The sequence below is a fragment of the Micromonospora sp. CPCC 205554 genome, from assembly GCF_036902745.1.
GTDB classification, from domain to species: Bacteria; Actinomycetota; Actinomycetes; order Mycobacteriales; family Micromonosporaceae; genus Micromonospora; species Micromonospora tulbaghiae.
The window spans coordinates 335,709-360,098 of sequence record NZ_JBAKHP010000001.1 but is presented as its reverse complement, the minus strand read 5'-3'; the positions used below and the strand labels follow the sequence as shown (position 1 = coordinate 360,098).

Here is a 24,390-nt window from a genome sequence, read left to right as displayed (position 1 = left end):
GGATGACAGTCGTCCACGTGGTGCTGCCGGGCGACATCGACGACCCGGCGGAACCCAGCGGCGGCAACGCCTACGACCGCCACGTCTGCCGGGGCCTGGCCGGGCGCGGCTGGACGGTACGCGAGCACCAGGTGCCCGGCGGCTGGCCGCACCCGGGGCCACGGGAACGCGCCGACCTGGCCGGGCTGCTCGGCGGGCTGCCCGACGGCGTGCCGGTGCTGCTCGACGGCCTGGTCGCCTCGACCGTGCCGGACGTGCTCGCCCCGCACGCCGCGCGGCTGCGCCTGGTGATCCTGGTGCACCTGCCGATCGAGGGCGAGACGGAGGCGCGGTCGCTGGCGACGGCCACCACGGTGGTCGCCACCAGCGAGTGGACCCGCGATCGGCTGCTCGACCGCTACCGGCTGCCACCCGGACGGGTGACCGTCGCGCCGCCCGGCGTCGACCCGGCGCCTGTCGCCTCCGGCACGCCCGGCGGCGGACGGCTGCTCTGCGTCGCCGCGGTCACCCCGCTCAAGGGCCACGACGTGCTCGCCGCCGCGCTCGCCGAGGTGGCGGACCTGGACTGGACCTGCGACTGGGTGGGTCCGCCGGACCGGGACCGGGCGTTCGCCGACCGGCTGCGCGGGCGGCTCAGCGCGACCGGTCTCGGCGGCCGGGTCCGGCTGACCGGTCCGCGCACCGGCCCCGACCTGGCCGCCACGTACGCCGCCGCCGATCTGCTGGTTGCGCCCTCCCGGCGGGAGACGTACGGAATGGTGGTCACCGAGGCACTGGCCCGGGGCGTACCGGTGCTGGCGAGCGACACCGGCGGCCTGCCGGACACGCTCGGGCACGCCCCCGGCGGCGACCGGCCCGGCCTGCTGGTGCCCCCGGGCGACCCGGGCGCGACCGCCGCGGCCCTGCGCCGCTGGCTCACCGACCCGGGCCTGCGGGACCGGCTGCGCCGCGCCGCCCGGCAGCGGCGGCACACCCTCACCGGCTGGCCGGTCACAGTGGACCGGCTGGCGACGGCGCTGAAGGAGGCGACCGAGGCATGACCACCTCACTCCCGCCCGGCTTCGCGGACTGGCTGCGGCTGCGCGAGCCCGCCGACGCGGCGGCCCGCAGCGCCGAGCTGGCCGACGCGGTCCGCGACCGGCTGCCCGCCGGCCGTCCGCTCGTCGTGCACGACCTGGGCAGCGGCACCGGCTCGATGGCCCGCTGGCTCGCGCCCCGGCTGCCCGGCCCGCAACGCTGGGTGCTGCACGAACGCGACGCGGACCTGCTGGCGCTGGCCCGGGCCGGACGGCTCACCGCCGCCGACGGCGCCGAGGTCACGGTGACCACGCGCAGCTCCGACGTCACCCGGCTGACCGCCGCCGACCTGGCCGACGCCCACCTGGTCACCGCGTCCGCGCTGCTGGACATGCTCACCGCCGAGGAGGTCGAGCGGATGGCGGCGGTGTGCGCGGGCCACCCGACGCTGTTCGCGCTCACCGTGACCGGGCGGGCCGAGTTCACCCCGCCGGACCCGCTCGACGCCGAGCTGACCGCCGCGTTCAACGCCCACCAGCGCCGTACCGTCGACGGCCGGGTCCTGCTCGGACCCGACGCGGTGGACGTCGCCGTGGCCGCGTTCCGCCGCCACGGCGTCGAGACGCGCGTGCGGCCGACCCCGTGGCGGCTCGGCCCGGAGCAGGCGGAACTGGCCGCCGAGTGGCTCACCGGCTGGGTCGACGCGGCGGTCGAGGAACGACCGCATCTGTCCGGGCCCGCCGCGACGTATCAGAAGTGGCGGCTCACCGAGGCCGCCGCCGGCCGGCTCGATGTGGTGCTGCATCACGCCGACCTGCTCGCCGGCTGAACCGTACCGGCCGTCGGCACGTGACAACCGGTGGGAACAAGGGAGGACCGTTTGTCACACGTCGCCGTCGCCGGACCCGTACCGTCCGTCACGCCCGCGCCGCGCCGGACCCGGACCGGCCGGGCATGGGTACGCCCGCTGCTCGGGCTCGCGGTGCTCGCCGCGCTCGTCGCCTCGGTGGGCGCCGGCCCGTTCCTGGCCGGGCTGCGGCTGATCGACGCGCCGGCGCTGGCCGCCGCGCTCGGCATCGGCGTGGTCACCACCGTCTGCTGCGCCTGGCGCTGGTCACTCGTCGCCGGTGGGCTGGGCGTACGGCTGCCGATGCGCGCCGCGGTGGCGCACTGCTACCGGGCGGTCTTCCTCAACTCCACGCTTCCCGGTGGCGTGCTCGGCGACGTGCACCGGGCGGTACGCCACGGCCGCGACGCCGGAGACGTGGCCCGGGGCGTCCGGGCGGTGGTGTGGGAGCGCACCGCCGGGCAGGTGGTGCAGGTGGTCATCGCCGTGGCGCTGCTGGCCGCGTTCCCGTCGCCGGTGCGCCGGTACCTGCCGGCCCTCGCGGCCGTACTGGCAGTGGTCGCGCTGGCGCTGGTGCTGGCCGCCCGCGCGGTGCCCCGCTCCGGGGCGTCCCGCTTCGCCCGGGCGGCCCGGACCGCGCTCGCCGACGTGCGCTCCGGAGTGCTGGGCCGCCGGACCTGGGCCGGTGTGGTGATCGCCTCGGCAGTGGTGTTCGCCGGTCACCTGGCCACGTTCGTGGTGGCCGCCCGCACGGCCGGCGCGGACGCGCCGCTGTCGCACCTGCTGCCGCTGACGCTGCTCGCCCTGCTGGCCATGGCGGTGCCGCTGAACGTGGGCGGATTCGGGCCGCGCGAGGGGGTGGCCGCCTGGGCGTTCGCCTCGGCCGGGCTGACCGCCGCGCAGGGTGTGGCGACCGGCACGGTGTACGGCGCGCTGGTCCTGGTGGCCAGCCTGCCCGGCGCCGCGGTGCTGCTGGCACGGCGGATGCCCCGGCGCGAGCCCGGCAACTGTCGGTGATCCCGCCTACGGTGGGGGAGCGAGGTGTGCGTCGCCGGGTCCGCCCGGCGACCGGACGACAGGAGAACCATGGACGAAACGCTGCCCACCGCGACGGTCCGGACCCGCGTGACGGTTCCGCTCCGGTTCCCCGACGGCTATGTGACCACGGCCCGCGTGCACACCTTCCACGGTCTCGTCGACGGCCGCGAGCACCTGGCGTTCGGGCTCGGTGAGCACGCCGACGCCGACCCGCCGCTGGTCCGTCCGCACAGCGAGTGCCTCACCGGGGACGTGTTCGGCAGCCAGCGCTGCGACTGCGGCCCGCAGTTGCGCGAGGCGGTGGAGCGGATCGCCGAGGCCGGTGGCTACCTGCTCTACCTGCGGCAGGAGGGGCGCGGCATCGGCCTGTACGCCAAGCTCGACGCGTACGCCCTGCAGGACGGCGGTCTGGACACGTACGAGGCGAACCTGGCGCTCGGGCGCGGCGCGGACGAGCGCGACTACACGGTGGCCGCGCAGATGCTCGCCGCGCTGGGCGTGGACCGGGTGGCCCTGCTCAGCAACAACCCGGACAAGGCGGCCCAGCTCGAACGGCTGGGCGTGACGGTGGCCGACCGGGTCTCCACCGGCGTGCACCTGTCGCCGGCCAACGCGGGCTACCTGGCGGCCAAGGTGACCCGCGCCGACCATGCCCTCGACCTGCCGTTCGTGCCGTGACCACCCGCCCGTACGTGCTGCTCAGCTGCGCGATGTCGATCGACGGCTACATCGACGACGCGACCGCCGAGCGGCTGCTGCTGTCGAACGACGACGACCTGGACCGGGTGGACGCGACCCGGGCCGGGTGTGACGCGATCATGGTGGGGGCGGCCACCGTCCGCCGCGACGACCCCCGCCTGCTGGTGCGCAGCGAGCGCCGGCGCGCCGAGCGGGTGGCGCGCGGGTTGCCGCCGTCGCCGGTGAAGGTGACTGTGACCGGCAGCGGTGACCTCGATCCGCGGGCCCGGTTCTTCACCGCCGGGGACGGGCTCAAGCTGGTGTACTGCCCGAGCGGCGTGGTGGACAAGGCCCGCGAGCAGGTGGGCGCCGTGTCGACGGTGGTCGACGCCGGTGACCCGGCCACTCCGGAGGCGATGGTGGCCGACCTGGCCGGGCGCGGGGTGACGCGCCTGATGGTGGAGGGCGGCGGCTCGGTGCACCGCCAGTTCCTGACCGCCGGCCTGGCCGACGAGTTGCACCTGGTGGTGGCGCCGTTCTTCGTGGGGGATGGGCGGGCGCCGCGCTTCGTCGGCGACGGCCGCTTCCCGTGGCACCCGGGTCGTCGGGCCCGGGTGGTCGAGGTGCGCCAGATCGGCGACGTGGTGCTCACCCGCTACGCGCTGTCCGACCGCTGCCCGGCCTGACCGCCGTGTCGATCCGGTCCGCCCTTGTGCAAGCTCATCGACGTGATTAGTTTGTTGACCATCCATACGAACTAATCCACTGTGCTTCCCTTCCCGAAGGGGGACCGATGACCGCGCACCACCCCGACCCGGGCTCCTCGCGCCGCCGCTTCCTCGGCCTGGTCGGCCTCGGCGTGGCCGCCACCACCACCGGCCCGCTGCTCGCCGGCTGCTCGGAGAAACCGGCCGGCTCCGGCGCCGCCCAGGACCTCGACGCCGTCTCCGGCCTGCTGCCCACCCGCAAGGACCTGCCCGGCGGCATCACACCCGACATCACGGGGACGCGCCCGGTGCCCGACGGCTACACCCGCTACCCGGCGAATCTGATCGACGCCGTCACCGACAAGCCCGGCACCAGCGGCAAGCAGGTCACCGCGATGACCCCCGCCTGGGGCCCGGCGCCACCCGGAGTCGCGCAGAGCGCCTATCTCCAGGCCGTGAACGCCGAGCTGGGCACGCCCGTCAACTTCACCATCCAGGACGGCAACACGTACGCCGACAAGCTCAACGCGATGCTCGGCGCGCGGGACGTGCCGGATCTGCTGTGCGTGCCGGGGTGGGAGGTGGAGAAGATCCCGCGCTTCGCCGAGGCGATCAAGGTGCTCTTCGAGGACCTGACCGACCACCTGAAGGGCGACGCCGCAGCGGCGTACCCGATGCTGGCGAGCTTCCCCACCGGGGCCTGGCGGCGTGCGGTCTGGAACGAGCGGATCATGTCCGTGCCCAACCCCACGGACGGGCCGTTCCCCTGGGCGCTGTTCACCCGCAAGGACATCCTCGACGCCCGCGGCCTCGCCGTGCCGGCGAACCTGGACGACCTGCTCGCCGTGGCCAAGCAGGTGACCGACCCGGCGCGCAAGGTGTGGGCGTTCAACGACGTCTTCGCCATGATCCAGATGTTCCACCGGGTGCCGGGCCACAAGGGCGGATGGCGGGTCAAGTCCGACGGCACCCCCGAGTTCAAGTACGAGACCCCGGAGTTCCGCCGCGCGCTGGAGGTCATGGCCAAGATCTACGCCGACGGCCTGGTCCACCCGGACATCGTGGCCAGCAAGGGCGCGGACGCCAAGCAGTTGTTCGCCAAGAACGGCGCGATCGTGTTCCTCCAGGACGGCTTCGGCTTCTGGCAGGGCGCCCAGGCCGAGCACCAGAAGACCAACCGCGCGCTGAACATCCAGCCGGTGCCGATCTTCTCCGCCACCGGTGGCGACCCGCTGGTCTGGGGCGACGACGAGCCGGTCTCCTACACCTTCGTGAAGAAGGGCCTCGGCAAGGACCGGGTCCAGGAACTGCTGCGGATCATCAACTGGTGCTCCGCGCCACTGGGCAGCCAGGAGGCCCAGCTACGGGACTTCGGCGTCGCGGGCAAGCACCACACCCCGTCGCCGAACGGGCCGGTGAAGACCGACCTGGCGTTCAAGGAGATCGCCAACCAGTACTTCTTCATCAGCGGCCGCAACCCCACCATCGGCCCGTTCCCGGACACCCCGCGCTTCGTGCCGGACGCGCTCGCCTACTCCAACGAGATGGTCAAGCACATGGAGCCCAACCCCTGGGCGGGGGTGAAGCTGGAGATGCCCGCCGCCTACAAGGCCAACCAGGTGCCCACGGAGGACAAGTTCACTGACGTGCTGCGCGGCCGCCGTCCGCTCGCCGACGTGGACGCCATCGTCAAGGAGTGGAAGGCGAACGGCGGCGAGGAGGCCCGCAAGCTGCTCGCCGACTCGCTGTCCAAGGAGGGCCGGTGAACGAGCCGGCCGTCCTGGCCGGGCCCGAACGGGCCCGGCCGGACGCGCCGGCCCCACCGGGCCGCCCGCCCCGCCGTCGCCCGTCCCGCCGCCGGGTGCCGCTGCGCACCCGGCTGCGCCGGGACTGGCAACTGCTCGCCATGGTGGCGCCCGGCTTCCTCGTCCTGCTGATCTTCAGCTACCTGCCGATCGCCGGCAACGTGATCGCGTTCCAGGACTACAACCCCTACCTGGGCGACAACCCGTGGCAGGCGTTCCTGCACAGCGACTGGATCGGCTTCGGGCAGTTCCAGCTGCTGTTCGACGACCCGGCGTTCTGGGACGCGTTCCGCAACACGCTCGCGATCACCGCGTTCCAGCTCGTGTTCTTCTTCCCGCTGCCGATCCTGCTGGCCATCGCGCTGCACAACCTGCTGTCCAGCCGGCTGCGCGGGCTCATCCAGACCGTCGTCTACCTGCCGCACTTCTTCAGCTGGGTGCTGGTGGTGACGTTCTTCGTGGCGATGCTCGGCGGCGCCGGGCTGCTCGCCCAGAGCATGCGCGAGGCCGGGATGCAGCCGTGGAACGTGATGACCGACCCGGACACGTTCATCGTCCTGGTCACCGTCGAGGCGGTGTGGAAGGACGTCGGCTGGGGCACCATCGTCTTCCTCGCCGCGCTGTCCACCATCGACCAGAATCTCTACGAGGCCGCCGCCGCCGACGGCGCCGGCCGGTGGCGGCGGCTCTGGCACATCACGCTGCCCGGCCTGCGCCCGGTGATCGTGCTGCTGCTCATCCTGCGCCTGGGCGACGCGCTCTCGGTCGGCTTCGAGCAGTTCCTGCTGCAACGCGACGCCGTCGGCCGGCAGGCCGCCGAGGTGCTGGACACCTTCGTCTACCACTTCTCCATCGCCACCGGGAACTACGGCTACGGCGCGGCGGCCGGACTGTTCAAGGCCGTCATCGGGCTGGTGCTGATCCTGGCCGCGAACCGCGTGGCGCACATGCTCGGCGAACGAGGGATCTACTCGAAGTCATGACCACGCTCATCCGCCGGGCCGCCGGCGACCGATCCCGCCGGCCGGTGTGGCAGGAACCGCCCACCCGCCTCGGGCAGGGGCTCAAGGCCGTCGTCCTCACCGCGCTGGTGGCGGGCGTGCTCTTCCCGCTCTGGGTGATCCTGGTGACCAGCCTCTCCTCCCGGGAGACCATCGCGCGGGCCGGCGGACTGGTGGTCGTACCCCGCGGCGTCGACACGTCCGCGTACGAGACGATCTTCGCCGGTGGCGCGGTCACCCGGGCGCTGTGGATCAGCACGCTGGTCACCGTCTGCGGCACCGCCATCGCGCTCACGGTCACGGTGCTCGCCGCGTACGGGCTGTCCCGGCCGGGCACGCTGGGCCACCGCTGGCTGCTGGCGTACTTCCTGATCCCGTTCCTGGTCTACCCGCCGCTGGTGCCGCGCTACCTGGTGGTCACCGGCCTGGGCCTGAAGGACACCATCTGGGCGCTGGTCCTGCCGCCGGCGATCAGCGTGTTCAACCTGGTCGTGGTGCGCGGGTTCTTCCAGGGCATCCCGTCGGAACTGCTGGACAGCGCCCGCATCGACGGCGCGAGTGACTTCCGTACGCTCGCGCGCATCGTGCTGCCGTTGTCCCGCGCGGTGATCGCGGTGGTCGGCCTGTTCTATGCGGTCAGCTACTGGAACGTGTGGTTCGACGCGCTGCTGTTCATCGACCGCAACGACATGTACCCGATCCAGCGGGTGCTCCAGAGCTACCTGCTGGCCGGGCAGGCCCCGCACACCTCCGGCGCCAGCAGCGGGGTGACCATGCCGCCGACCGAAGCGATCAAGATGGCGGTGGTGGTGCTGACCGTCGCGCCGATCGTCGCGGTCTACCCGTTCATCCAGCGGCACTTCGTCAAGGGCGTGCTGATCGGCGCGGTGAAGGGCTGAGGTCGCGCCCTTTTCCGCGCGTCAGAGCACCTGGGACAGGAAGCGCCGCAGCCGTGGGTGCTCGGGCGCCTCGAACACCGCCTCCGGCGGCCCGGCCTCCAGCACCACGCCCGCGTCCATGAACGCGACCGTGTCGGCGACGCTGCGCGCGAACCCCATCTCGTGCGTCACCACGACCATGGTCATCCCGGCGGCGGCCAGGTCCGCCATCACCGCGAGCACACCCTTGACCAGTTCCGGGTCCAGCGCGCTGGTCGCCTCGTCGAACAGCATCACCTGCGGGCGCAACGCGAGTGCCCGCGCGATGGCGACGCGCTGCTGCTGGCCGCCGGAGAGCTGAGCCGGCCGCGCGTCCGCCTTGGCGGCCAGGCCGACCAGGTCGAGCTGGGCGCGGGCCAGCGCCACCGCCTCGTCCTCGCCGAGCTTCTTCAGCCTGCGCAGCGCCAGCGTGATGTTGCGCAGCACGCTCAGGTGCGGGAACAGGTTGAACTGCTGGAACACCATGCCGATGCGCTGGCGCAGCGCGTCCGGGTCGTCGCGCAGCACGCTGTGCCCGTCCAGCAGCACGTCGCCCCGGTCCGGCTCGATCAGCCGGTTGATGGTGCGCAGCAGTGTCGACTTGCCGGATCCGGACGGGCCGATCACGCAGGCCGCCCGGCCCCGGGCCACGTCGAGGTCCGCGCCGCGCAGCACCCGGTGCGCGCCGAAGGCCAGGTGCACGTCACGGACGGCCAGGCTGACCGAGGTCGTGGTGGTGGTCATCGCGGGTCCTTTCCGGACGGAGTGAGATCCGCCGGCTCGGCGTCCGGCTCGGGCTCGGGCGGCGCGGCCGGCCGGCCCTGCCGCAGGCGCCGGTCCAGCCAGTTGACCGCGTGGGTCAGCGGCACGGTCAGCAACAGGTAGAACAAGCCGGCCAGCAGCAGCGCGGACTGGTTGCCGGTGTTCGCCGCGTAGTCCTGCCCGATCCGGAACAGCTCCCGCTGGCTGGCCAGCAGGCCGAGGAAGTAGACCAGGCTGGAGTCCTTGATCAGCGCGATGAGCTGGTTCACCCAGGCCGGCAGCACCCGGCGTACGCCCTGCGGGATGATCACCAGGCGCATCGCCTCGCCCCAGGAGAAGCCCAGCGCCCGCGCGCCCTCCAACTGGGCGGCCTCCACGCTCAGGATGCCGGCCCGGAAGATCTCACCGAGGTAGGCGGCGGCGATCAGGGACAGCGCCAGCACGCCCAGCGGATAGGGGTTCGGTCCCCACACCTGCATGCCGAGCGGCGCCAGGCCCACGCCGATGAGCAGGATGGTCGCCGCGGCCGGCAGGCCGCGGAACACGTCCGTGTAGACCCGCGCCGGCCAGCGCAACCATCGGGTACGCGAGATGCCGGCGACGGCCAGCAGCATGCCCAGCACCGAGCCGAGCAGGGCGGCGGAGACCGCCAGGGTGAGCGTGTTGGGCAGCCCGACGGTGAGCATCTCGGGCAGCGCCTCGCGCATCGAGTCCCAGTCGAAGAAGGTCTCCCACAGCGTGCTCAGTGGATCCATGTCCGCTCCGTCCGCCCCGCTCGTGCTCGGTTACCGGTTCAGGAGGCGGCCGACGGCGACGGCACCGCCACCGACCCGCTGCCCGGCGTGAAGTCGGCCGGGATCGGCCGTCCCGGGTAGTACTCGGCCTGCAGGCGGCTCCACGTGCCGTCGGCGATGACCTCGTCCAGGCCCTTGTTCAGCGCCTCGCGCAGCTTGTCGTCGCCCTTGGCCACCGCGTACGCGGTCGGGGTGGGGCTGAGCTGCTTGGCCGCGACCTTGATCTTGCCGTTGCTGTCGGCGGCGGACTTGTCGCCGATCTCGGCCGGGGCGATCCAGGCGTCGGCGGTGCCGGCCTTGAGCTGGTTGATCGCGCTGTTGTAGTCGGGCACCCGCACCGGGTCGAGGTTCTGCTTGGTGGCGTAGTCGTCCTGCACGGTGCCCTGGACGACCACCACCCGCTTGCCGGCGAGCTGGTCGAAGCCGGTGATCGAGGAGCCCGCGGGCACGTCCAGGCCGAAGTAGCCGAAGTCGTAGCCGTTGCCGAAGTCCACAGTCTTCTTGCGGGCCTCGGTGATCGTGATCGAGGAGCTGCCCACGTCGAACTTGCCGCTGTTGACCTGGGCGAGCAGGCCGGAGAAGTCGGTGCCGACGAACTCCACCTTCAGGCCGATCTTGCCGGCCACCGCGCGCAGCAGCTCGTTGTCGAAGCCGGTGAACTTCCCGTCCTTCAGGAAGACGTTCGGCGGGGCGTCGGTGAGCGTGCCGGCGCGGATCACGCCGGGCTGGAGCAGGCCGTACGGGTTGTCGGCCGCGGCGGTGTCGTCGTTGCCGCAGGCGGTGAGCGCGGTGACGGCGAGCAGGGCGGCCGCGCCGACGGCGGCGGCACGGGTCAGGACGGTACGGAAACGCACGATGTCTCTCCAGAGTGGATGGACGCGCGGCGCGCGTCGACGCCGGCCCGCCCGGCGGACGGCCGGGCCGGAGAAGGGTGGATCGGGGAAAGGAGGGTGGCGTTCGCTCAGCGCGCGAGGCGACAGGCGTCGCTGCACACCCGCATCAGGTCGACGTGACGGCGCTTGACCAGCGCGAAGCGGGCCGGGTACGCGGCGACGTCGCCGGAGGGGGTGGAGGGTGGTGCGGACATCGGTCTCCCTGGTCTGTTGCTGACCTGGGTGCCAGGCCACGCTTGCACCGGCGGCTGCCGGTGCCTGGTCTTCACCCGGGGCACCCCACCGCGGAGGAGGGTTGCCGGCCAGCGAGCCGGGGCTTCGCGCTGGCGCTCATGACCTGCCCAGAAGGCTAGCAGCACTGCCGCGGCTGCCGTCCAGCCGTTATGACCACCCTCACGCGCGGCGCCTTCACGCCGGTTCCGTCCCGGCCGGACCGCGGAGCCGGTCCTCGATGTCCGGGATGACGAAGCAGATCTCCAACGTCTTCAACTCGGCCCAGAACCGCAGCACGACGCTCCGCCAGGCGGCGCCACCCGCTACGGCGAGCAGAGCCGGCCCGGCGAGGACCGCCGCGGCCCCGCCGAACCCGCGACCGGCCTCGACCACGGCCAGCACCGCGCCCAGAAGCAGCGGCACCGTGGCGTTGCGCATCATCAGGCCGATCGCCCGCATACGTGTCGCCTCGGCGGCCACCTCCCGGTTGTGCAACTCGGCCGCGGCGAGCAGCACCCCCCAGGGCGCGGCGATCATCCGCGAGCCGGCCGCGCCGGGGCCCTGCTGCGCGAACACCCGGCGGGCGTCGAATCGGTCCCAGCTCCAGAACGGCAGCGCCCGGTCGACGACACGACCCAGGCCGTACGTGGCATTGCCCAGCACGTAGGCGAGCAGCAGGGCCAGGACCAGGAGCAGCGGGGTGGGCTGCCGGCTCAGGTCGTCCACCCGCACCCAGTCCTGCCGGACCGCGAGGTAGGCGGTCAGTGTGAGGTAGAGCGACCCGGGGGTGAGGTAGGTGAAGAGGTCGAAGATGCCGACGCTGAAGGTCATCAGTCCTCGCAGGGCCCGGAGGTGGCGACGCCGGCAGGGGCCGGTCCCGGTCCACGCTAGGTGACCGGCGCAACGCCGGACGTCACGACGACCTCAGGGGGGAGCCTCACCGCCGGGCCGGGACGACCGGCGCGTCCCGGCCGGTGCCGTGCCGCGACGGGCTGCGCTGCTCGTGGTAGTCCTGCTCCACGTTGACGGTCCAGACGTCGTGCTCCGCGCCGTGCGCGATGTTCTCCGCGGTCAGCATCGCGGTGAGCATCGAGTGGTCGGCGTTGTTGTACCGGTGCATGCCGTTGCGGCCGACCGGGTGCACGTTCGGCACGTTCGCGGACAGCCAGTCCCGGATCACGTCGACGTTGCGCTGGTACCGCTCGTCGTAGACCGGGTACGCCTTCGGCATCCGGACCACGTAACCCGCCTCCACACACCCGGGCTTGACCAGGCCCAGCCGCTCCAGCTCGGTGGTGGCGAACGCCACCAGTTCGGCGTCCGGCATACGCCACATCTCGTCGCCCTCGAACACGAAGTACTCCAGCCCCAGGCAGGTCCGCCCGTCCTTGACCAGGTACGGCGACCAGGAGCCGAAGTTCTGGATCCGGCCCACCCGGGCCGCCGGGTCGTGCACGTAGATCCAGTTGTCAGGGAACGAGAACTCCTCCGGCACCACGAGCGCCACCGTCAGGAAGTCCCGGTACCGCAGGTCGTCGGCGGCGGCCCGCACCTCGGGCGGCGCCTGCGGGCGCATCGCGCGCACCAGCGCGGAGATCGGCATCGAGGAGATCACGTGCGCGGCCGGCTCGGTGCGCTCCCCGCCGGCGTCGGCCACCGTCACGGCGGTGGCCCGCCGCGCGGCCGGATCCCGGTGCACCTCCGTCACCCAGGCGCCGGTACGCACCGTGCCGCCGCGCCTGGCGACCTCCTCGGCGCAGCGCTCCCACATCATGCCCGGGCCGTGCTTCGGGTACTGGAACTCCTCGATCAGGCTGGTCACGTCCGTGCGGTTGCGGCGGGGCAGCAGCGCGTTGCGCATCGCCGTCGCCAGCGACAGGTTCTTGATCCGCTGGGCGGCCCAGTCGGCCTGCAACCGGTCCGCCGGCATCCCCCAGACCTTCTCCGTGTACGTCTTGAAGAAGATCGAGTAGAGCCGCCAGCCGAACCGCGCCGACACCCACCCCTCGAAGTGCGACTGGTCCTTCGGCGGGCGCAGCCGGGCCCGGCCGTACGAGCCCAGACAGCGCACCGCCTCCAGCAGCCCGAGGTTGCGCAGGGCGTTGCCGGCGCTGAGCGGGTAGTCGAACAGCGCGCCCCGGTAGTAGATCCGGCTCATCCGCGGCCGGAGCAGGAAGTCCTCGTCCGGCAGGATCTCGTGCCAGAAGTCCTCGACCCGAGCCACCTTGGTGAAGAAGCGGTGCCCGCCGATGTCGAAGCGCCAGCCGTCGCGCTCCACGGTCCGGCTGATCCCGCCCACCACGTCGTCGGCCTCGTAGACCCGGACCGGCTCGCCGTGCCGCAGCAGCTCGTACGCGGCGGTCAGCCCGGCCGGTCCCGCCCCGATGATCACGGTTCCGTCGCCGTCGTCCATGCCGTCTGCGCCCCCCGCCTGCCGATGCGGCAGCGCGCTTACCCACCCTGACGCCGTCCTCACCTGCCGGTCCGCGCCGATCCACCCCGGCCCGGCGGGTGTGAGCCCGCCCGGACCGGGAACGCCCACCGGGTTTCCGGCCGGGGGAGTTCGGTCGACGGCCGAACGGTGGGAGCACGATGGCGGACGAGCGGCGGGTCGACCCCGGCGGCGGTGCCCGCTCCGGGCCTACCCGATGGTGGTCGCGGGGCGCGGCGGTCGCCCGCCGGCTGCCCGAACCGTGGGGATTCGTGCTCGCCGTCTTCGTCGGCTCGAAGCTCGTGCTCACCCTGGTCGGCGTGCTGGTGCTCGCCGCGTGGGACGGGGTACCCGGCGCGCCGCCGGCCGACGAGACCGGGATGCGCGCCCAGCAGGAGTCGATCTCGTCGCACCGCTGGATCTCGCTCTGGTTTGCCTGGGACTCGTTCCTCTACGACCACCTGGCCGGCCTGCCGCTGGACCGGCCCTGGCCGGACTTCGGCTTCCCGCTGCTCTACCCGTTCCTCGCCCGGCCGCTCGCGCCGCTGCTCGGCGGGCACACCGCATGGGCGCTGCTGCTGGTGAGCAACGTGGCGCTGGTGGTCCAGCTCTACTACGCGTACCGGCTGGGGGGCCGTCTGCTCGGCGGCGCCGGACCGGACGACGGCCGGCGAGCGGTCCGGTACCTGCTGCTCCTGCCGACGGCGTTCCTGTTCCAGGCGGCGCTCACCGAGTCGCTGTTCGTCTGCCTCGCGCTGGCCGCCTTCTGGTACGCCGAGCGGAGCCGCTGGCTGCTCGTCGGCGTGATCGGCTACTTCCTGGCGATGAGCCGCTCGGTCGGCTTCCTCGTGGTGGTGCCGCTGGCGCTGGTGCTGCTGCGACAGCACGGCTGGCGGGCCGGACCTCGGGCATGGCCGCGCCTGCTGCGGCAGGGCTGGCCGCTGCTGCTGGTTCCGGCGGGCTGGCTCACGTTCATGGCGTTCTGCCGCTGGCAGAGCGGCGACTGGTTCGCCTACCAGCACGCCCAGGAGACCGGCTGGGGGATCCGGCTGCAGAACCCCCTGGCCGTGGCCGGTTCCGCGCTGTCCGGCGGCCACTCGGCCGACGCGCTGCGGGTCTGGATCGCCGTGGCGGCGCTGGCGGTGGCGGTCGTCGGGCTGCGCCGCCGCGCCGACTGGCCGTACCTGGTCTACACGCTCGTCATGGTGCTGGTGCCGCTTTCGATGGGGCCGCCGGTGTACAAGAGCCTGCTGCGCTACCTGCTCGCGGCCTTCCCGGTCGCGTTCGTGCTGGCCCGATGGGCGCTGCGGCCCGGCCTCGACGGCTGGCTCACCGCCGCACTGGCGTTGGTGCAGGGCGCGTTGTTCGCGGTGTGGCTCACCTACTGGACCCACCTGATCATCTGACCGCGGTCGCCGGCGGGCGCGGCGGCCGGGTGGGCCGCAGAATGGGCGGATGACCGACCGGCGGGTGACCCTGGACGACCTCGGCGCGTGGTTGCTCAAGGGCAACGCGGACGCGACGGACCTGGCGGCCCGCTTCGCCGCCGACCCGCGCGTGACCGGCTGGTGCGTCCGCCCCGGCTACCGGGTACGCCTGATGCGCGCCGGCCAGCCGGTGGTGTTCTGGGCCGGCGGCAGCCGGGGCCGGGCGCCGTACGGCGTATGGGGCGTCGGCCGGATCGCCGCCGCTCCCGAGCCCGGTGCCCCGGGCCGGCCGTGGACCGCACCGCTGGACCTGACGATCCTGGACGAGCCGCTGCGGGTACGCCGCGACCTGCTGCGCGCCGACCCGCGGCTGGCCGGGGCGGAGGTGTTCCGGCAGCCGCAGGCGGCGAACCCGTCGTACCTGACGGTGACCCAGTTCGAGGCGCTGCGCGGCTACCTGCCCGACCGGGCGCATGGGCCGGGAGCTGCGGGGTAGATCGGAGCCACCTTCAGAGGCGAGGTGGGCGATGGCCGGGACGTGGTTGATGGGCGACGCCGCCGCGACGGCGGGACGGCGGCCGACGGCCGTGCTGGTCGCGGTGCACCCGGAGCAGAGCGACGGCAGCGGCCCGGGCAGTGACACCTCGCTCGCGGAGCTGCGGCGCCTGGCCGACACCGACGGGCTCGCCGTCGCCGGCGCGGTGGTGCAGAACCGCGCCAAGCCGGACCCGGCCACCTTCGTGGGCGCGGGCAAGGCGGACGAGCTGGCGGAGGTGGCCGCCCGCAACCGGGCCGACGTGGTGATCGCCGACGGGGAGCTGAGCCCCGGCCAGGTGCGCAACCTGGAGGAGCGGACCGGGGTACGGGTGGTGGACCGCACCGCGCTCATCCTGGACATCTTCGCCGAGCACGCCCGCACCAGCGAGGGCCGGCTGCAGGTCGAACTGGCCCAGATCGCGTACCAGTTGCCCCGGCTGCGCGGCGACGGCCGGTCGATGTCCCGGGTCGGCGGCGGCCGGATGGCCGGCGGCTCCGGCATGGGCGTGCGCGGCCCCGGTGAGATGAAGCTGGAGACGCAGCGACGCCGGCTACGGCAGCGGGCCACCCGGCTGCGCGGCAACGTGGCCGAGCTGTCCCGGCGCCGGGAGCGCCGACGAGGGCGGCGGGCCCGCAACCGCGTGCCCTCGGTCGCGATCACCGGCTACACGAACGCCGGCAAGTCCGCCCTGCTCAACCGTCTGACCGGCGCCGACGCGCAGGTGCAGGACGTCCTGTTCGCCACGCTCGACCCGACGGTCCGACGGATCTCCACCGGCGATCTCACCTACACCGTCACCGACACGGTCGGCTTCGTCCGGCACCTGCCGCACCAGCTCGTGGACGCGTTCCGTTCCACGCTGGAGGAGGTGACCGGCGCCGACCTCGTGCTGCACGTGGTCGACGCCTCGGCTCCGGACGCGCTGGAGCAGATCACCACCGTGCACGGCGTCCTGCACGAGATCGGCGCCGGGGACCTGCCCGAGCTGCTGGTGCTCAACAAGATCGACATTGCGCCGCCGGAGTGGGTGGACGCGCTCTGCCGGGCCTGCCCGGAGGCGGTACCGGTGTCGGCGGTGACCGGTGAGGGCGTCGACCGGCTGCGCGCCGACCTGGCCGCCCGGCTGAGTCGCTGATCTCGATCCGGGGATCCGGGGGATTTCGGCTTCCCGGCCGCCGTGACCGCGGAAGACTTTCTCAACGGAGGTGTCAGTCATGGCCGGTTCTTCCCGCGTCGCCCGTACCGCGCCCGCGTCCCCGGTACGCCGGGCCGCGCTGGTGGTCGGCATCGTCTTCCTGGTGGTGGGCGTGCTGGGGTTCATCCCCGGCATCACCACGAACTACGACACGATGATGTTCGCCGGGCACGAGTCTCGGGCGAAGCTGCTGGGCCTGTTCCAGGTGTCGGTCCTGCACAACATCGTGCACCTGCTCTTCGGCGTGGCCGGGCTGGCGCTGTCCCGGACGGTCTCCGGCGCCCGGGCGTACCTGATCGGCGGCGGTGCCGTCTACCTGGTGCTCTGGCTCTACGGCCTGGTGATCGACCACGACAGCGGCGCCAACTTCGTGCCGCTCAACGGCGCCGACAACTGGCTGCACCTGTTCCTCGGCGTCGGCATGATCGCCCTCGGGGTGGCGCTCACCCGCCGCCCGGGGCGCCGCGCCTGACAGCCGACGACCAGCATGTACGAGTACTGCTGAGACAGCGGCCGGCGCGTTTCCGCGCCGGCCGCTGCCCGCTCGGGTGACGAGGCGCCGGTTCAGGCGGTCAAGGCGCCGGCGAGCCGCCGGGCCTCGGCGACCAGCCGGCTACCGCCGCCCCGGGCCACCACGTCGGCCAGTCCGGGCACCTCGATCCGGACGCCCGTCGCGGTCGCCGCCTCCGCCGCCAGCGCGAGCAGGTCCGGCGTGCCCCGGGGTGGCGTCGGGGCGGCCAGCAGCGGCGGCAACGCCGCGGCGAGCAGCCGCCACACGCTCAGCCGGGCACCCGCCGCGACCGCGTCGCGCAGCGGGGTGACCGCCCGGGTCAGCGTCACCTGCCCGCCGGCCGCCAGCGCGCCGAGATGCCCGCCGGTCGAGGGCGCGTCCAGGTCACCGGCGGCGGCCAGGATCAGCACCGCGTCGAGCGCGGCCACCCGGTCCGCCTCGTGGCGGGCGCACAACCCGTAGGCCAGCGCCAGATCGAGGGCCGGGCCGCCCGCGCCCGTGCACTCGGCCAGCACCGGCAGGACCGCGCCGTGCTCGAGGGTGTCCTCCTGCGCGGCGCCGGCCACCTCGGGCAGCAGGTGCGCGGCGACCACGCCCCGGTGCCCGGGCAGGACGGCCGGCCAGACGTCACCCCAGCCGTCGGTCCACCGGCCGATCGGCGTGGGCGTCAGGGTGAGCAGGCCGAGCCGGTCCTCGACGCCGTCCGGCGGAGTCAGCGCGACGAGCGTCCGCCCCTCGGGCAGCTGGTCGTAGCCCCAGTCGTACCCGGCCGACCGCGCCCGCCGGCCCACCGTCACCACCTGCTGCGCCGGGGCCGGTACGGCCTCACCGCGCAGCCAGCGGGCCAGCTCGTCACCGGCCGCCGTACGCAGCGCCGCGGCGCGTTCGGCCAGCCGCTCGTCCACGCCGGCCGGCAGGCGCAGCAGAGCCTGGGCGAGGTCCCAGCGCCACACCGGACGGTCACCCAGCGCGGCCAGCCGTTCGTAGAGCGCCACCGGCTCGATCGCCCCGGTGACCGAGGTCGGCGCGGACAGCAGGCCCGGATCGTCGCGTCCGTCCAGCCGCTGCCCGATCTCGGCCAGCCGGGTGCAGGCGAGCTGGACGGGCACGGGCCGACGCGTGGCCGGAACCGGCGGACCACCCCGCAACGGCAGCGGCGCGCGCGGGCGGGACTCGGCCAGCAGGGTGCTCCACTGGTCGCGGCGGGTCGTCGCCGACTCCGGTTCACCGCAGACAGCCAGCAGGAGCCCGTGCATCTGCACCGACCGGTTGAACACCGACCAGGGATGGTCGTACGCGCCGACCCGCTCCCGGCGTACCACCGGCAGCAGCGCCGCCGCGAGCCGCTCGCGGTCGGCGGTGCCCAGCCGGACCAGGCCGTCCATGACGCGTTCCGCAGTCAGCGCGGGCCAGCGCCGGCCGAGCGACGCCGCGATCTCCTCCACCAGTTCGTCCACCCCGGCGATCGGCGGCGGCGCGGCCGCTGCCGGCAGCGGCGGCGGCAGGTCGTCGCGGGCCTCGACCACCGTGGCCACCGCCACCGGCCGGTGACCGTGCCGCTGCGCCAGCGTCAGCGCGCGCTCGCGCAGGGCGGCGTCCGGGTGGTCGGCAGCCACGGCGAGCACCGCGCCGATCTCCGGGGCCTGATCCGGGTGCTGCCGGGCCAGCCGGTCGAGCCACGACACCTGCGCCCGGACCAGCGCCTTCTCCGGCCGGGCCAGCACCGTCCGGGCGGCCTCCCACAGCGCCTCCGGCTCGGCGGCGTCACCGGCGTCGCGCAGCGTCCGCTGGGCGGTGCGGGCCACCGGTCCCGGGCCGTCGGCGAGCAGCCGCAGATAGGCGCTCGACCGCACCGCCACCTCGTCCGGGGTCGGCGCCAGCAGGTCGTGCAGGATCAGGAACGGGCGCAGCGCGCCCGGCCGGTCGCCGCGCAGCAGCCGGCCGAGGACGCCGTTGAGCAGGACCGCCCGGTCGAGCCGGCCTTCCGCCGCCAGCGCCGCCAGTGCCCGTGGCAGCGCCTCCGTGCCGGTGCCGTCGCCGCGGGCCAGCTCGGCGCCCACGCCGTCGACCTCGAACAGGCGCGGCAGCAGCGGGTCCAGGAACGGGTCCGCGCGTAGCCGGTCCACTGTCGGCGGACGGGTTCCGCGCGGGCCCGGCGAACCCTGCGCGGTGGCCCAGCCCCGCACGAAGTCGTCCCCGGTCGGTGGCGGCGCCTTCTCCGCCAGCAGGAGACCGGCGACGAACGGCCAGCCCGCGACCATCCGGTCCCGGGGCAGCCGGTCGGCCAGCTTGTGCGCCACGTCGGCCAGCCAGGTCACCCCGCGTTCCCGGGCGGTGTCGACCACCGGCGCGGCGTCGACGCCCGCCAGCCAGACCGAGCGGCGGCCGAGCAGCGCGGCCACCTTCGTCGGGGTGCTCAGCGTGCCCACCGCGGCCACCGCCAGCGTCGCCGCCTCGCCCCGCCACCACCAGTCGTCCCGCCTGCGGCGGACGACGGCGACCAGTTCGTCGCCCAGCGCCCGCCTGGCCGGCTCGTCCAACCCGGCCAGGGCCGACCGGACCTCGGACATCCGGCCGCGCACCGCCGCCTCGGCGAAACCGGTCACGACAGTGCCCCCACCGGCGCCGCGACCATCGACACGGCAAGCGCGTGCCGGCACGGCCCCCGCTGCCCGCGGTGCCGCGCCCACCAGCGGCAGGAACAGGAGTACGCGCCGTCCGGGTGGCGGCGTACCCGGTAGGTCTCGGCGTCGGTGCGTACCGTCGCGTGCTCGCCGTCGCGCTCGACCGCGCCGCGTTCGACGAGCGCACGCGCGCCGACCAGGCGCGGGTTGTCCCGCTCCGCGCGGCCCGCGTCGTAGGGCATCACCCGGTGGAAGTACGCCCCGTCCGCCACGTCGTAACCGACCCGCCCGGCGGTGCCCAGCTGGGCGAGCGCGGCACGCACCCGCTCGTCGGGCAGCGCGGCGGCGTCGGCCAGCGCGGCCACGTCGATGGTCGGATCCCAGTTGAGCAGCGCGCCGACCAGCTCCGCGTCGTCGACCACGTCGTCACCGGCGAGCGCCGCCAGGGCCGCGCCCTCACCGGAGAACCCCCGGTACGGCTCGGGGGACAGCGTCAGCGACACCCGCAGCGCCCCGGTGTCCAGCTCCCACGTGCTCGGCACGGCGGGGGAGCCGGCCTGCACCGCCGGGCCGTACACCCGCAGGGTGCGCGCGTGCCGCAGCAGGCCGCGCAGCGCCGCGAGCCGGCCCGCGCCGGCCAGGCAGACCGCGCCCGGCGCCGGGCGGGAGGTCAGCCGCAGCGTACGCCCGGCGGGCACCGCCCACAGCACGCTCCGGTCGCCGGCGGCGGGCAGCCGCCGCAGGAACGCCGCGGCCTCCGCCGCCGCGATCTCGGCGCGCGGCTCGAAGCCGGCGGTGAGCACGTGCACCTCGGCGAAGCCCCGCAGCCAGCGGCCGGGCAGCGGCACCTTCCGCTCGACCACCGCGCCGTCCATGGTGGAGACGGTCAGGTCGTCCGGGCCGACCGCCACGTGCAGCGGCTCGATGCCGCCCACCCGGGCCAGCGCCTCGCGCAGCGGCGGGTTCACGTCCACGTTCGTGGTGCCGTGGCCGCTGATCTCCCCGTCCAGCCCGGCCGGCAGGACGTCCATCCGCGCGTACACCCCGCAGCAGCCGGAGAACGACTCGAAGCGCAGGCGGCCCCGGCTGCCGGTCACCACCGGGTCCAGGCTGGCCGGGCTGACCGGCTGGTGGTAGCGGGTGCGGGCCACCTCGGCGACGGCGAGCAGCCCGGCCGCCGCCGCGGCCGGGGCGGTGAGGAACCCGGCGAAGAAGCGCGGGTTGGCCGCCGGGCCGCCGCAGGTCTGCAGGTCGAGACCGGCGGCGCGCAGCGCGGACGGCTGGAGATATCGGTACGTCTGGACGGCGTTCACGGCGCAGACCGTAGAGGGACCGACCGACAAAAGCGCGACGGTCCTGCTAGCTTCCTCGGATGTTCGCCCACGCCCTCACCGACGACGCCGAGCTGCGTCCACTGTCGCCCTGGCACGCCGACGAGTTCCTGGCCAACCTCGACCGCTGCCGCGACCACATCGCACCCTGGGTCGGCGCGTCCTTCGTCGCCACCGACGCCGAGTCGGCCCGCAAGGTCCTCCAGGCGTACGCCGACCGGTGGGCCCGCGACGACGGCGGCATCTGGGGCATCTGGCAGGGCGGCACGCTCGTCGGCGGCGTGCTGTTCGTGTCGCTGAGCACCGATCGGGGGGTGTGCGAGGCCGGCTGCTGGCTGGAACCGGGCGCCGAGGGACAGGGCCTGGTCACCCGTGCCGCCCGCTTCGTCATCGACTGGGCGGTCCGGGAGCGCGGCATCCACCGCGTCGAGTGGGTCACGAAGGCCGGCAACGATCGCAGCATCGCTGTCGCGCGACGGCTCGGCATGCGCCGCGACGGGGTCATGCGCGGGGCCGCACCGACGCCCGACGGCCGGGCCGACCTGGAGGTCTGGTCCGTGCTGGCACCGGAGTGGACCGCCTGACCGCCGAATTTGTCGTACCCGGACGTGAACATGTGTCCATGGCTGTCCCCGCACTGGCCGACCGGTCCCCCCAGCCGCGCGCCCTGCCGCTGCGCGAGGTCCGCACCCGGCTCACCCAGCTCGTCTCCCTGGCCGAGCTGACCGACACCGTCACCCTCGTCACCCGCGACGGCGATCCACGGCCGGTGGCCGCGATCGTGTCCGCGTCCGCCGCCCGCACCGGCGCCCAGGCGCGCGCCGACGCCGAACGCGTCGCCGCGATCAGTGCCGGGTGGGCCCGCCGCCTGGAGGAGCTGCACCGGCAGTCCGGCCGGCGGCACGCCGCCGAGCTGCGGGTGCTGGCCGACGCGCTCGCCGAGGCGTGGGCCGAACTCGACCGCCGCGCGCCGGCCGGCGACCCGGCGCTGGCCCGGCTGCGCGCCGCGCACGCCGACCTGCTGCGCCGCTGACCCGTGGCGTCCCGCCCGGTGTACGCGGGACGCCACGAGTGACGGTCAGCTCCGGCCGCGCTCGGCCCGGTAGCGGCGGATCAGCTCGGCGGTCGAGGTGTCGACGTCGGCCAGGTCCGGGTCCGGTCCGGTGAGCTTCGGCGCGAGCTGGTTGGCCATCACCTTGCCCAGCTCCACGCCCCACTGGTCGAAGGCGTTGATGTCCCAGATCGCGGCCTCGGTGAACGTGATGTGCTCGTAGAGCGCGATCAGCTGGCCCAGCGTCGCCGGGGTGAGCTTCGGCGCCAGGATCGACGTGGTCGGGTGGTTGCCCGCCATCACGCGGTGCGGCACGACCTCGGGCGCGGTGCCCTCGGCCTCCACCTGCTCCCGGGTCCGCCCGAACGCCAGCGCGGCGGTCTGGGCGAAGAAGTTCGACATGAACAGGTCGTGCATGTCGCCCAGGTCGTGGTTGGGCCGGCTGAACGCGATGAAGTCCGCCGGGATCAGCCGGGTGCCCTGGTGGATGAGCTGGTAGAAGGCGTGCTGGCCGTTGGTGCCCGGCTCACCCCAGAAGATCTCCCCGGTCGGGTACGTCACGGGCGAGCCGTCGACGCGTACCGACTTGCCGTTGCTCTCCATGGTGAGCTGCTGGAGGTAGGCGGGGAACCGGTGCAGATACTGCGAGTAGGGCAGCACCGCGTGGGTCTCCGCGCCGAGGAAGTCGGTGTACCAGACGTTGAGCAGGCCGAGCAGCGCCGGCACGTTGCGTTCCACAGGGGCGGACCGGAAGTGCTCGTCGACAGCGTGGTAGCCGGCCAGCATCTCGCGGAACCGGTCCGGGCCGATCGCCAGCATCACCGACAGGCCGACGGCCGAGGGCAGCGAGTAGCGTCCGCCCACCCAGTCCCAGAAGCCGAACATGTTCTCCGGGTCGATGCCGAAGTCCCGGACGCGCTGCTCGTTGGTGCTGACCGCGACGAAGTGCCGGGCCACGGCGTCGTCGTCGGCGTCCAGCCCGGCGAGCAGCCAGCGCCGCGCCTGGTCGGCGTTGGCGAGCGTCTCCTGGGTGGAGAACGTCTTGGACACCACCACGAACAGCGTGCTCGCCGGGTCCAGGTCGGCGGTCTTGTCGTGGATGTCGGTCGGGTCGATGTTCGACACGAACCGGCAGCTGATGCCCGCGTCCCGGTACGCCTTCAGCGCCTCGTACGCCATCACCGGCCCGAGGTCGGAACCGCCGATGCCGATGTTGACCACTGTGGTGATCCGCTCGCCGGTGTGGCCCCGCCATGAGCCGGAGCGCACCCGCTGCGCGAACGCCGCCATGCGGTCCAGCACGGCGTGCACGTCGGCGACCACGTCCTGGCCGTCCACGGTGAGCGACGCGTCCGGCGGCAGGCGCAGCGCGGTGTGCAGCACCGCCCGGTCCTCGGTGGTGTTGATGTGCCGTCCGGCGAACATGGCCGCGATCCGGTCGGTCAGCCCGACCCGCTCGGCGAGCGCGCCGAGCAGCGCGATCGTCTCGTCGGTGACCAGGTTCTTGCTGTAGTCCACGTGCAGGTCGGCGACCTCACCGGTGAGCCGCTCACCCCGCTGCCCGTCGGCGGCGAACAGGTCGCGCAGGTGCGTGCCGCGCATCGCCTCGGCGTGCTTGCGCAGCGCCTGCCATTCGTCGGTGGTGGTGACGTCCACAGCCATCGGGTCGATCTTCTCCTTCACGACGGGCGGTCGGCCGGCCTGCGCCGGCGAACCCCACAAGCCTGCCACCCGGACCCGTCCCGCGCGACGCGACCCGGCGGCGATCACCGTGCGGGCGGCTGTTTCCGGCCACCGCGCCGGGACACGCCGTTGGGACGTCTGTACGACACGCCGGTCACTGAATGACATCTTTCGATAGCGGAACGTAGTATCCAGCGTTGCTGCCCGAACGTGTCGAGGGGGTGCCGTGCCCGGGGTGATCCGTCCTCGTCCACCGTCCGGCCCGGAGGAGCCTGCCGGGGAGACGACCCTGCCCGAGCTGGTCGATCCGCACTGGATGCACCGGGCCACCGAACTGGCCCACACCGGCTTCTGGTCGGTGGCGCGCCGGTTGCCCGCGCTGATCCGCGAGGCGATCAGTCTCGCCTGGGCGACCAGCCGCCGGGACACCGCCGCGTCGCTGGGCCTCAACGTCGCCGCCGGTGTCCTCACCACGCTGGGCCTGCTCGCCACCACCGGGGTGCTCCACCAGCTGTTCGCGGCCGGCCCGACGCCGGACCGGATCCGGGCCGCGCTGCCCGCCCTGGCGGTGGCGGCGGCTGGTGGCCGCCCGCGGGCTCTACCGCGACGCCCGGCTGCTGATCTGCGACGAGCCGTCCGCCGCGCTGGACGCGCGTGCCGAGCACGCCCTCTTCCAGCACCTTCGGCGGCACCCGGACCGGGCCGTCGTGCTGATCACCCACCGGCTGGCGAACGTCCGGCACGCCGACCGGATCTTCGTGATGGACCACGGCCGGCTCGTGCAGTCGGGTGACCACGACACGCTGATGGCCCAGGGCGGCCTCTACCGTGAGCTGTTCGAGTTGCAGGCGGCCGGCTACCTCGCCGGCAGCGCGGAACCCGCCGACGGTTGACCTCCAGCGCACTCGAACTCCTACCGTGGCCGGA

23 protein-coding genes, 1 pseudogene and 1 riboswitch are annotated in these 24,390 nt (G+C 73.9%); of the genes and pseudogenes, 15 read left to right on the top strand and 9 right to left on the bottom strand.

All coding sequences use genetic code 11. The annotated features are described in order from the left end of the window. Nucleotides 1–2 precede the first annotated feature (2 nt). From V6U82_RS01725 to V6U82_RS01690, 8 genes are all read left to right on the top strand, one after another. Entirely contained in the window at nt 3–1,040 is a 1,038-nt protein-coding gene (locus tag V6U82_RS01725) for a glycosyltransferase family 4 protein (RefSeq protein ID WP_334458750.1), read from the top strand. After that, a complete protein-coding gene (locus V6U82_RS01720; protein WP_334458748.1) occupies nt 1,037–1,846 on the top strand; it encodes a class I SAM-dependent methyltransferase in 810 nt (269 codons plus the stop codon). The genes V6U82_RS01725 and V6U82_RS01720 overlap by 4 nt, the downstream gene beginning before the upstream one ends. A gap of 51 nt (nt 1,847–1,897) precedes the next feature. Then, a complete protein-coding gene (locus tag V6U82_RS01715; RefSeq protein WP_435123632.1) occupies nt 1,898–2,881 on the top strand; it encodes a lysylphosphatidylglycerol synthase transmembrane domain-containing protein in 984 nt (327 codons plus the stop codon). A 69-nt stretch (nt 2,882–2,950) separates the two neighbouring features. Continuing rightward, nucleotides 2,951–3,580, top strand: coding sequence for a GTP cyclohydrolase II (locus tag V6U82_RS01710; protein ID WP_121684974.1), 630 nt, complete (start codon nt 2,951–2,953; stop codon nt 3,578–3,580). After that, complete coding sequence (locus tag V6U82_RS01705) at nt 3,577–4,266, top strand: RibD family protein (protein WP_334458744.1); 690 nt, start codon at nt 3,577–3,579, stop codon at nt 4,264–4,266. The genes V6U82_RS01710 and V6U82_RS01705 overlap by 4 nt, the downstream gene beginning before the upstream one ends. Before the next feature lie 107 nt (nt 4,267–4,373). Beyond that, the gene (locus V6U82_RS01700; protein WP_334458742.1) at nt 4,374–6,053 is read left to right on the top strand and encodes an extracellular solute-binding protein; all 1,680 of its coding nucleotides are present in this window, start codon (nt 4,374–4,376) and stop codon (nt 6,051–6,053) included. Next, complete coding sequence (locus tag V6U82_RS01695; RefSeq protein WP_334458741.1) at nt 6,050–7,075, top strand: ABC transporter permease; 1,026 nt, start codon at nt 6,050–6,052, stop codon at nt 7,073–7,075. The genes V6U82_RS01700 and V6U82_RS01695 overlap by 4 nt, the downstream gene beginning before the upstream one ends. After that, nucleotides 7,072–7,992 (top strand): carbohydrate ABC transporter permease, encoded by a 921-nt coding sequence (locus V6U82_RS01690; RefSeq protein WP_334458740.1) that lies wholly within the window; start codon nt 7,072–7,074, stop codon nt 7,990–7,992. Before V6U82_RS01695 ends, V6U82_RS01690 begins: the two co-directional genes overlap by 4 nt. 21 nt (nt 7,993–8,013) lie before the next feature. On the opposite strand, the gene V6U82_RS01685 is transcribed toward V6U82_RS01690, so the two are convergent. The 6 genes from V6U82_RS01685 to V6U82_RS01660 all read right to left on the bottom strand — a co-directional run bounded on the left by V6U82_RS01685 (nt 8,014) and on the right by V6U82_RS01660 (nt 13,085). Continuing rightward, nucleotides 8,014–8,754: an amino acid ABC transporter ATP-binding protein gene (locus tag V6U82_RS01685; protein ID WP_334458739.1), complete on the bottom strand. Its 741-nt coding sequence runs from the start codon at nt 8,752–8,754 to the stop codon at nt 8,014–8,016. Next, nucleotides 8,751–9,527 (bottom strand): amino acid ABC transporter permease, encoded by a 777-nt coding sequence (locus V6U82_RS01680; protein WP_120569537.1) that lies wholly within the window; start codon nt 9,525–9,527, stop codon nt 8,751–8,753. The genes V6U82_RS01685 and V6U82_RS01680 overlap by 4 nt, the downstream gene beginning before the upstream one ends. 38 nt (nt 9,528–9,565) lie before the next feature. After that, complete coding sequence (locus V6U82_RS01675; protein ID WP_334458737.1) at nt 9,566–10,420, bottom strand: ABC transporter substrate-binding protein; 855 nt, start codon at nt 10,418–10,420, stop codon at nt 9,566–9,568. A 107-nt stretch (nt 10,421–10,527) separates the two neighbouring features. Next, entirely contained in the window at nt 10,528–10,653 is a 126-nt protein-coding gene (locus tag V6U82_RS01670; protein ID WP_013286752.1) for a hypothetical protein, read from the bottom strand. A gap of 33 nt (nt 10,654–10,686) precedes the next feature. Further along, nucleotides 10,687–10,797, bottom strand: a riboswitch (SAM riboswitch). Nucleotides 10,798–10,867: 70 nt separating this feature from the next. Beyond that, nucleotides 10,868–11,503 carry a hypothetical protein gene (locus V6U82_RS01665; protein WP_128137466.1) on the bottom strand — a complete coding sequence of 212 codons (636 nt, stop codon included), beginning with the start codon at nt 11,501–11,503 and terminating at the stop codon, nt 10,868–10,870. A 106-nt stretch (nt 11,504–11,609) separates the two neighbouring features. Next, nucleotides 11,610–13,085, bottom strand: coding sequence for an NAD(P)/FAD-dependent oxidoreductase (locus tag V6U82_RS01660; protein WP_334458734.1), 1,476 nt, complete (start codon nt 13,083–13,085; stop codon nt 11,610–11,612). A gap of 179 nt (nt 13,086–13,264) precedes the next feature. Between V6U82_RS01660 and V6U82_RS01655 the strand changes: the two genes are divergently transcribed. The 4 genes from V6U82_RS01655 (at nt 13,265) to V6U82_RS01640 (ending at nt 16,735) form a co-directional block, all read left to right on the top strand. Beyond that, the gene (locus V6U82_RS01655; protein ID WP_334458733.1) at nt 13,265–14,509 is read left to right on the top strand and encodes a hypothetical protein; all 1,245 of its coding nucleotides are present in this window, start codon (nt 13,265–13,267) and stop codon (nt 14,507–14,509) included. Nucleotides 14,510–14,558: 49 nt separating this feature from the next. Continuing rightward, entirely contained in the window at nt 14,559–15,026 is a 468-nt protein-coding gene (locus tag V6U82_RS01650; RefSeq protein WP_128137463.1) for a hypothetical protein, read from the top strand. Between the two features lie 31 nt (nt 15,027–15,057). Continuing rightward, on the top strand, nt 15,058–16,203 hold the full coding sequence (hflX, locus tag V6U82_RS01645; protein WP_334458732.1) for a GTPase HflX: 1,146 nt from the start codon (nt 15,058–15,060) through the stop codon (nt 16,201–16,203). A gap of 79 nt (nt 16,204–16,282) precedes the next feature. After that, nucleotides 16,283–16,735 carry a DUF4383 domain-containing protein gene (locus tag V6U82_RS01640; RefSeq protein WP_334458731.1) on the top strand — a complete coding sequence of 151 codons (453 nt, stop codon included), beginning with the start codon at nt 16,283–16,285 and terminating at the stop codon, nt 16,733–16,735. Between the two features lie 92 nt (nt 16,736–16,827). Here the strand turns inward: V6U82_RS01640 and V6U82_RS01635 are convergent, their stop codons facing one another. Continuing rightward, complete coding sequence (locus V6U82_RS01635) at nt 16,828–19,380, bottom strand: hypothetical protein (RefSeq protein WP_334458730.1); 2,553 nt, start codon at nt 19,378–19,380, stop codon at nt 16,828–16,830. Next, nucleotides 19,377–20,711 (bottom strand): SWIM zinc finger family protein, encoded by a 1,335-nt coding sequence (locus V6U82_RS01630; protein WP_334458729.1) that lies wholly within the window; start codon nt 20,709–20,711, stop codon nt 19,377–19,379. The genes V6U82_RS01635 and V6U82_RS01630 overlap by 4 nt, the downstream gene beginning before the upstream one ends. A 59-nt stretch (nt 20,712–20,770) precedes the next feature. On the opposite strand from V6U82_RS01630, the gene V6U82_RS01625 reads away from it, so the two are divergent. Then, on the top strand, nt 20,771–21,313 hold the full coding sequence (locus V6U82_RS01625; protein ID WP_128139312.1) for a GNAT family N-acetyltransferase: 543 nt from the start codon (nt 20,771–20,773) through the stop codon (nt 21,311–21,313). A gap of 38 nt (nt 21,314–21,351) precedes the next feature. After that, a complete protein-coding gene (locus V6U82_RS01620) occupies nt 21,352–21,762 on the top strand; it encodes a type II toxin-antitoxin system Phd/YefM family antitoxin (protein ID WP_334458727.1) in 411 nt (136 codons plus the stop codon). 45 nt (nt 21,763–21,807) lie between these two features. Here the strand turns inward: V6U82_RS01620 and pgi are convergent, their stop codons facing one another. After that, on the bottom strand, nt 21,808–23,442 hold the full coding sequence (gene pgi, locus V6U82_RS01615; protein ID WP_334458725.1) for a glucose-6-phosphate isomerase: 1,635 nt from the start codon (nt 23,440–23,442) through the stop codon (nt 21,808–21,810). 587 nt (nt 23,443–24,029) lie between these two features. On the opposite strand from pgi, the pseudogene V6U82_RS01610 reads away from it, so the two are divergent. After that, nucleotides 24,030–24,356: pseudogene (locus tag V6U82_RS01610) on the top strand (ABC transporter ATP-binding protein); the annotation flags it as partial. Between the last annotated feature and the right edge of the window lie 34 nt (nt 24,357–24,390).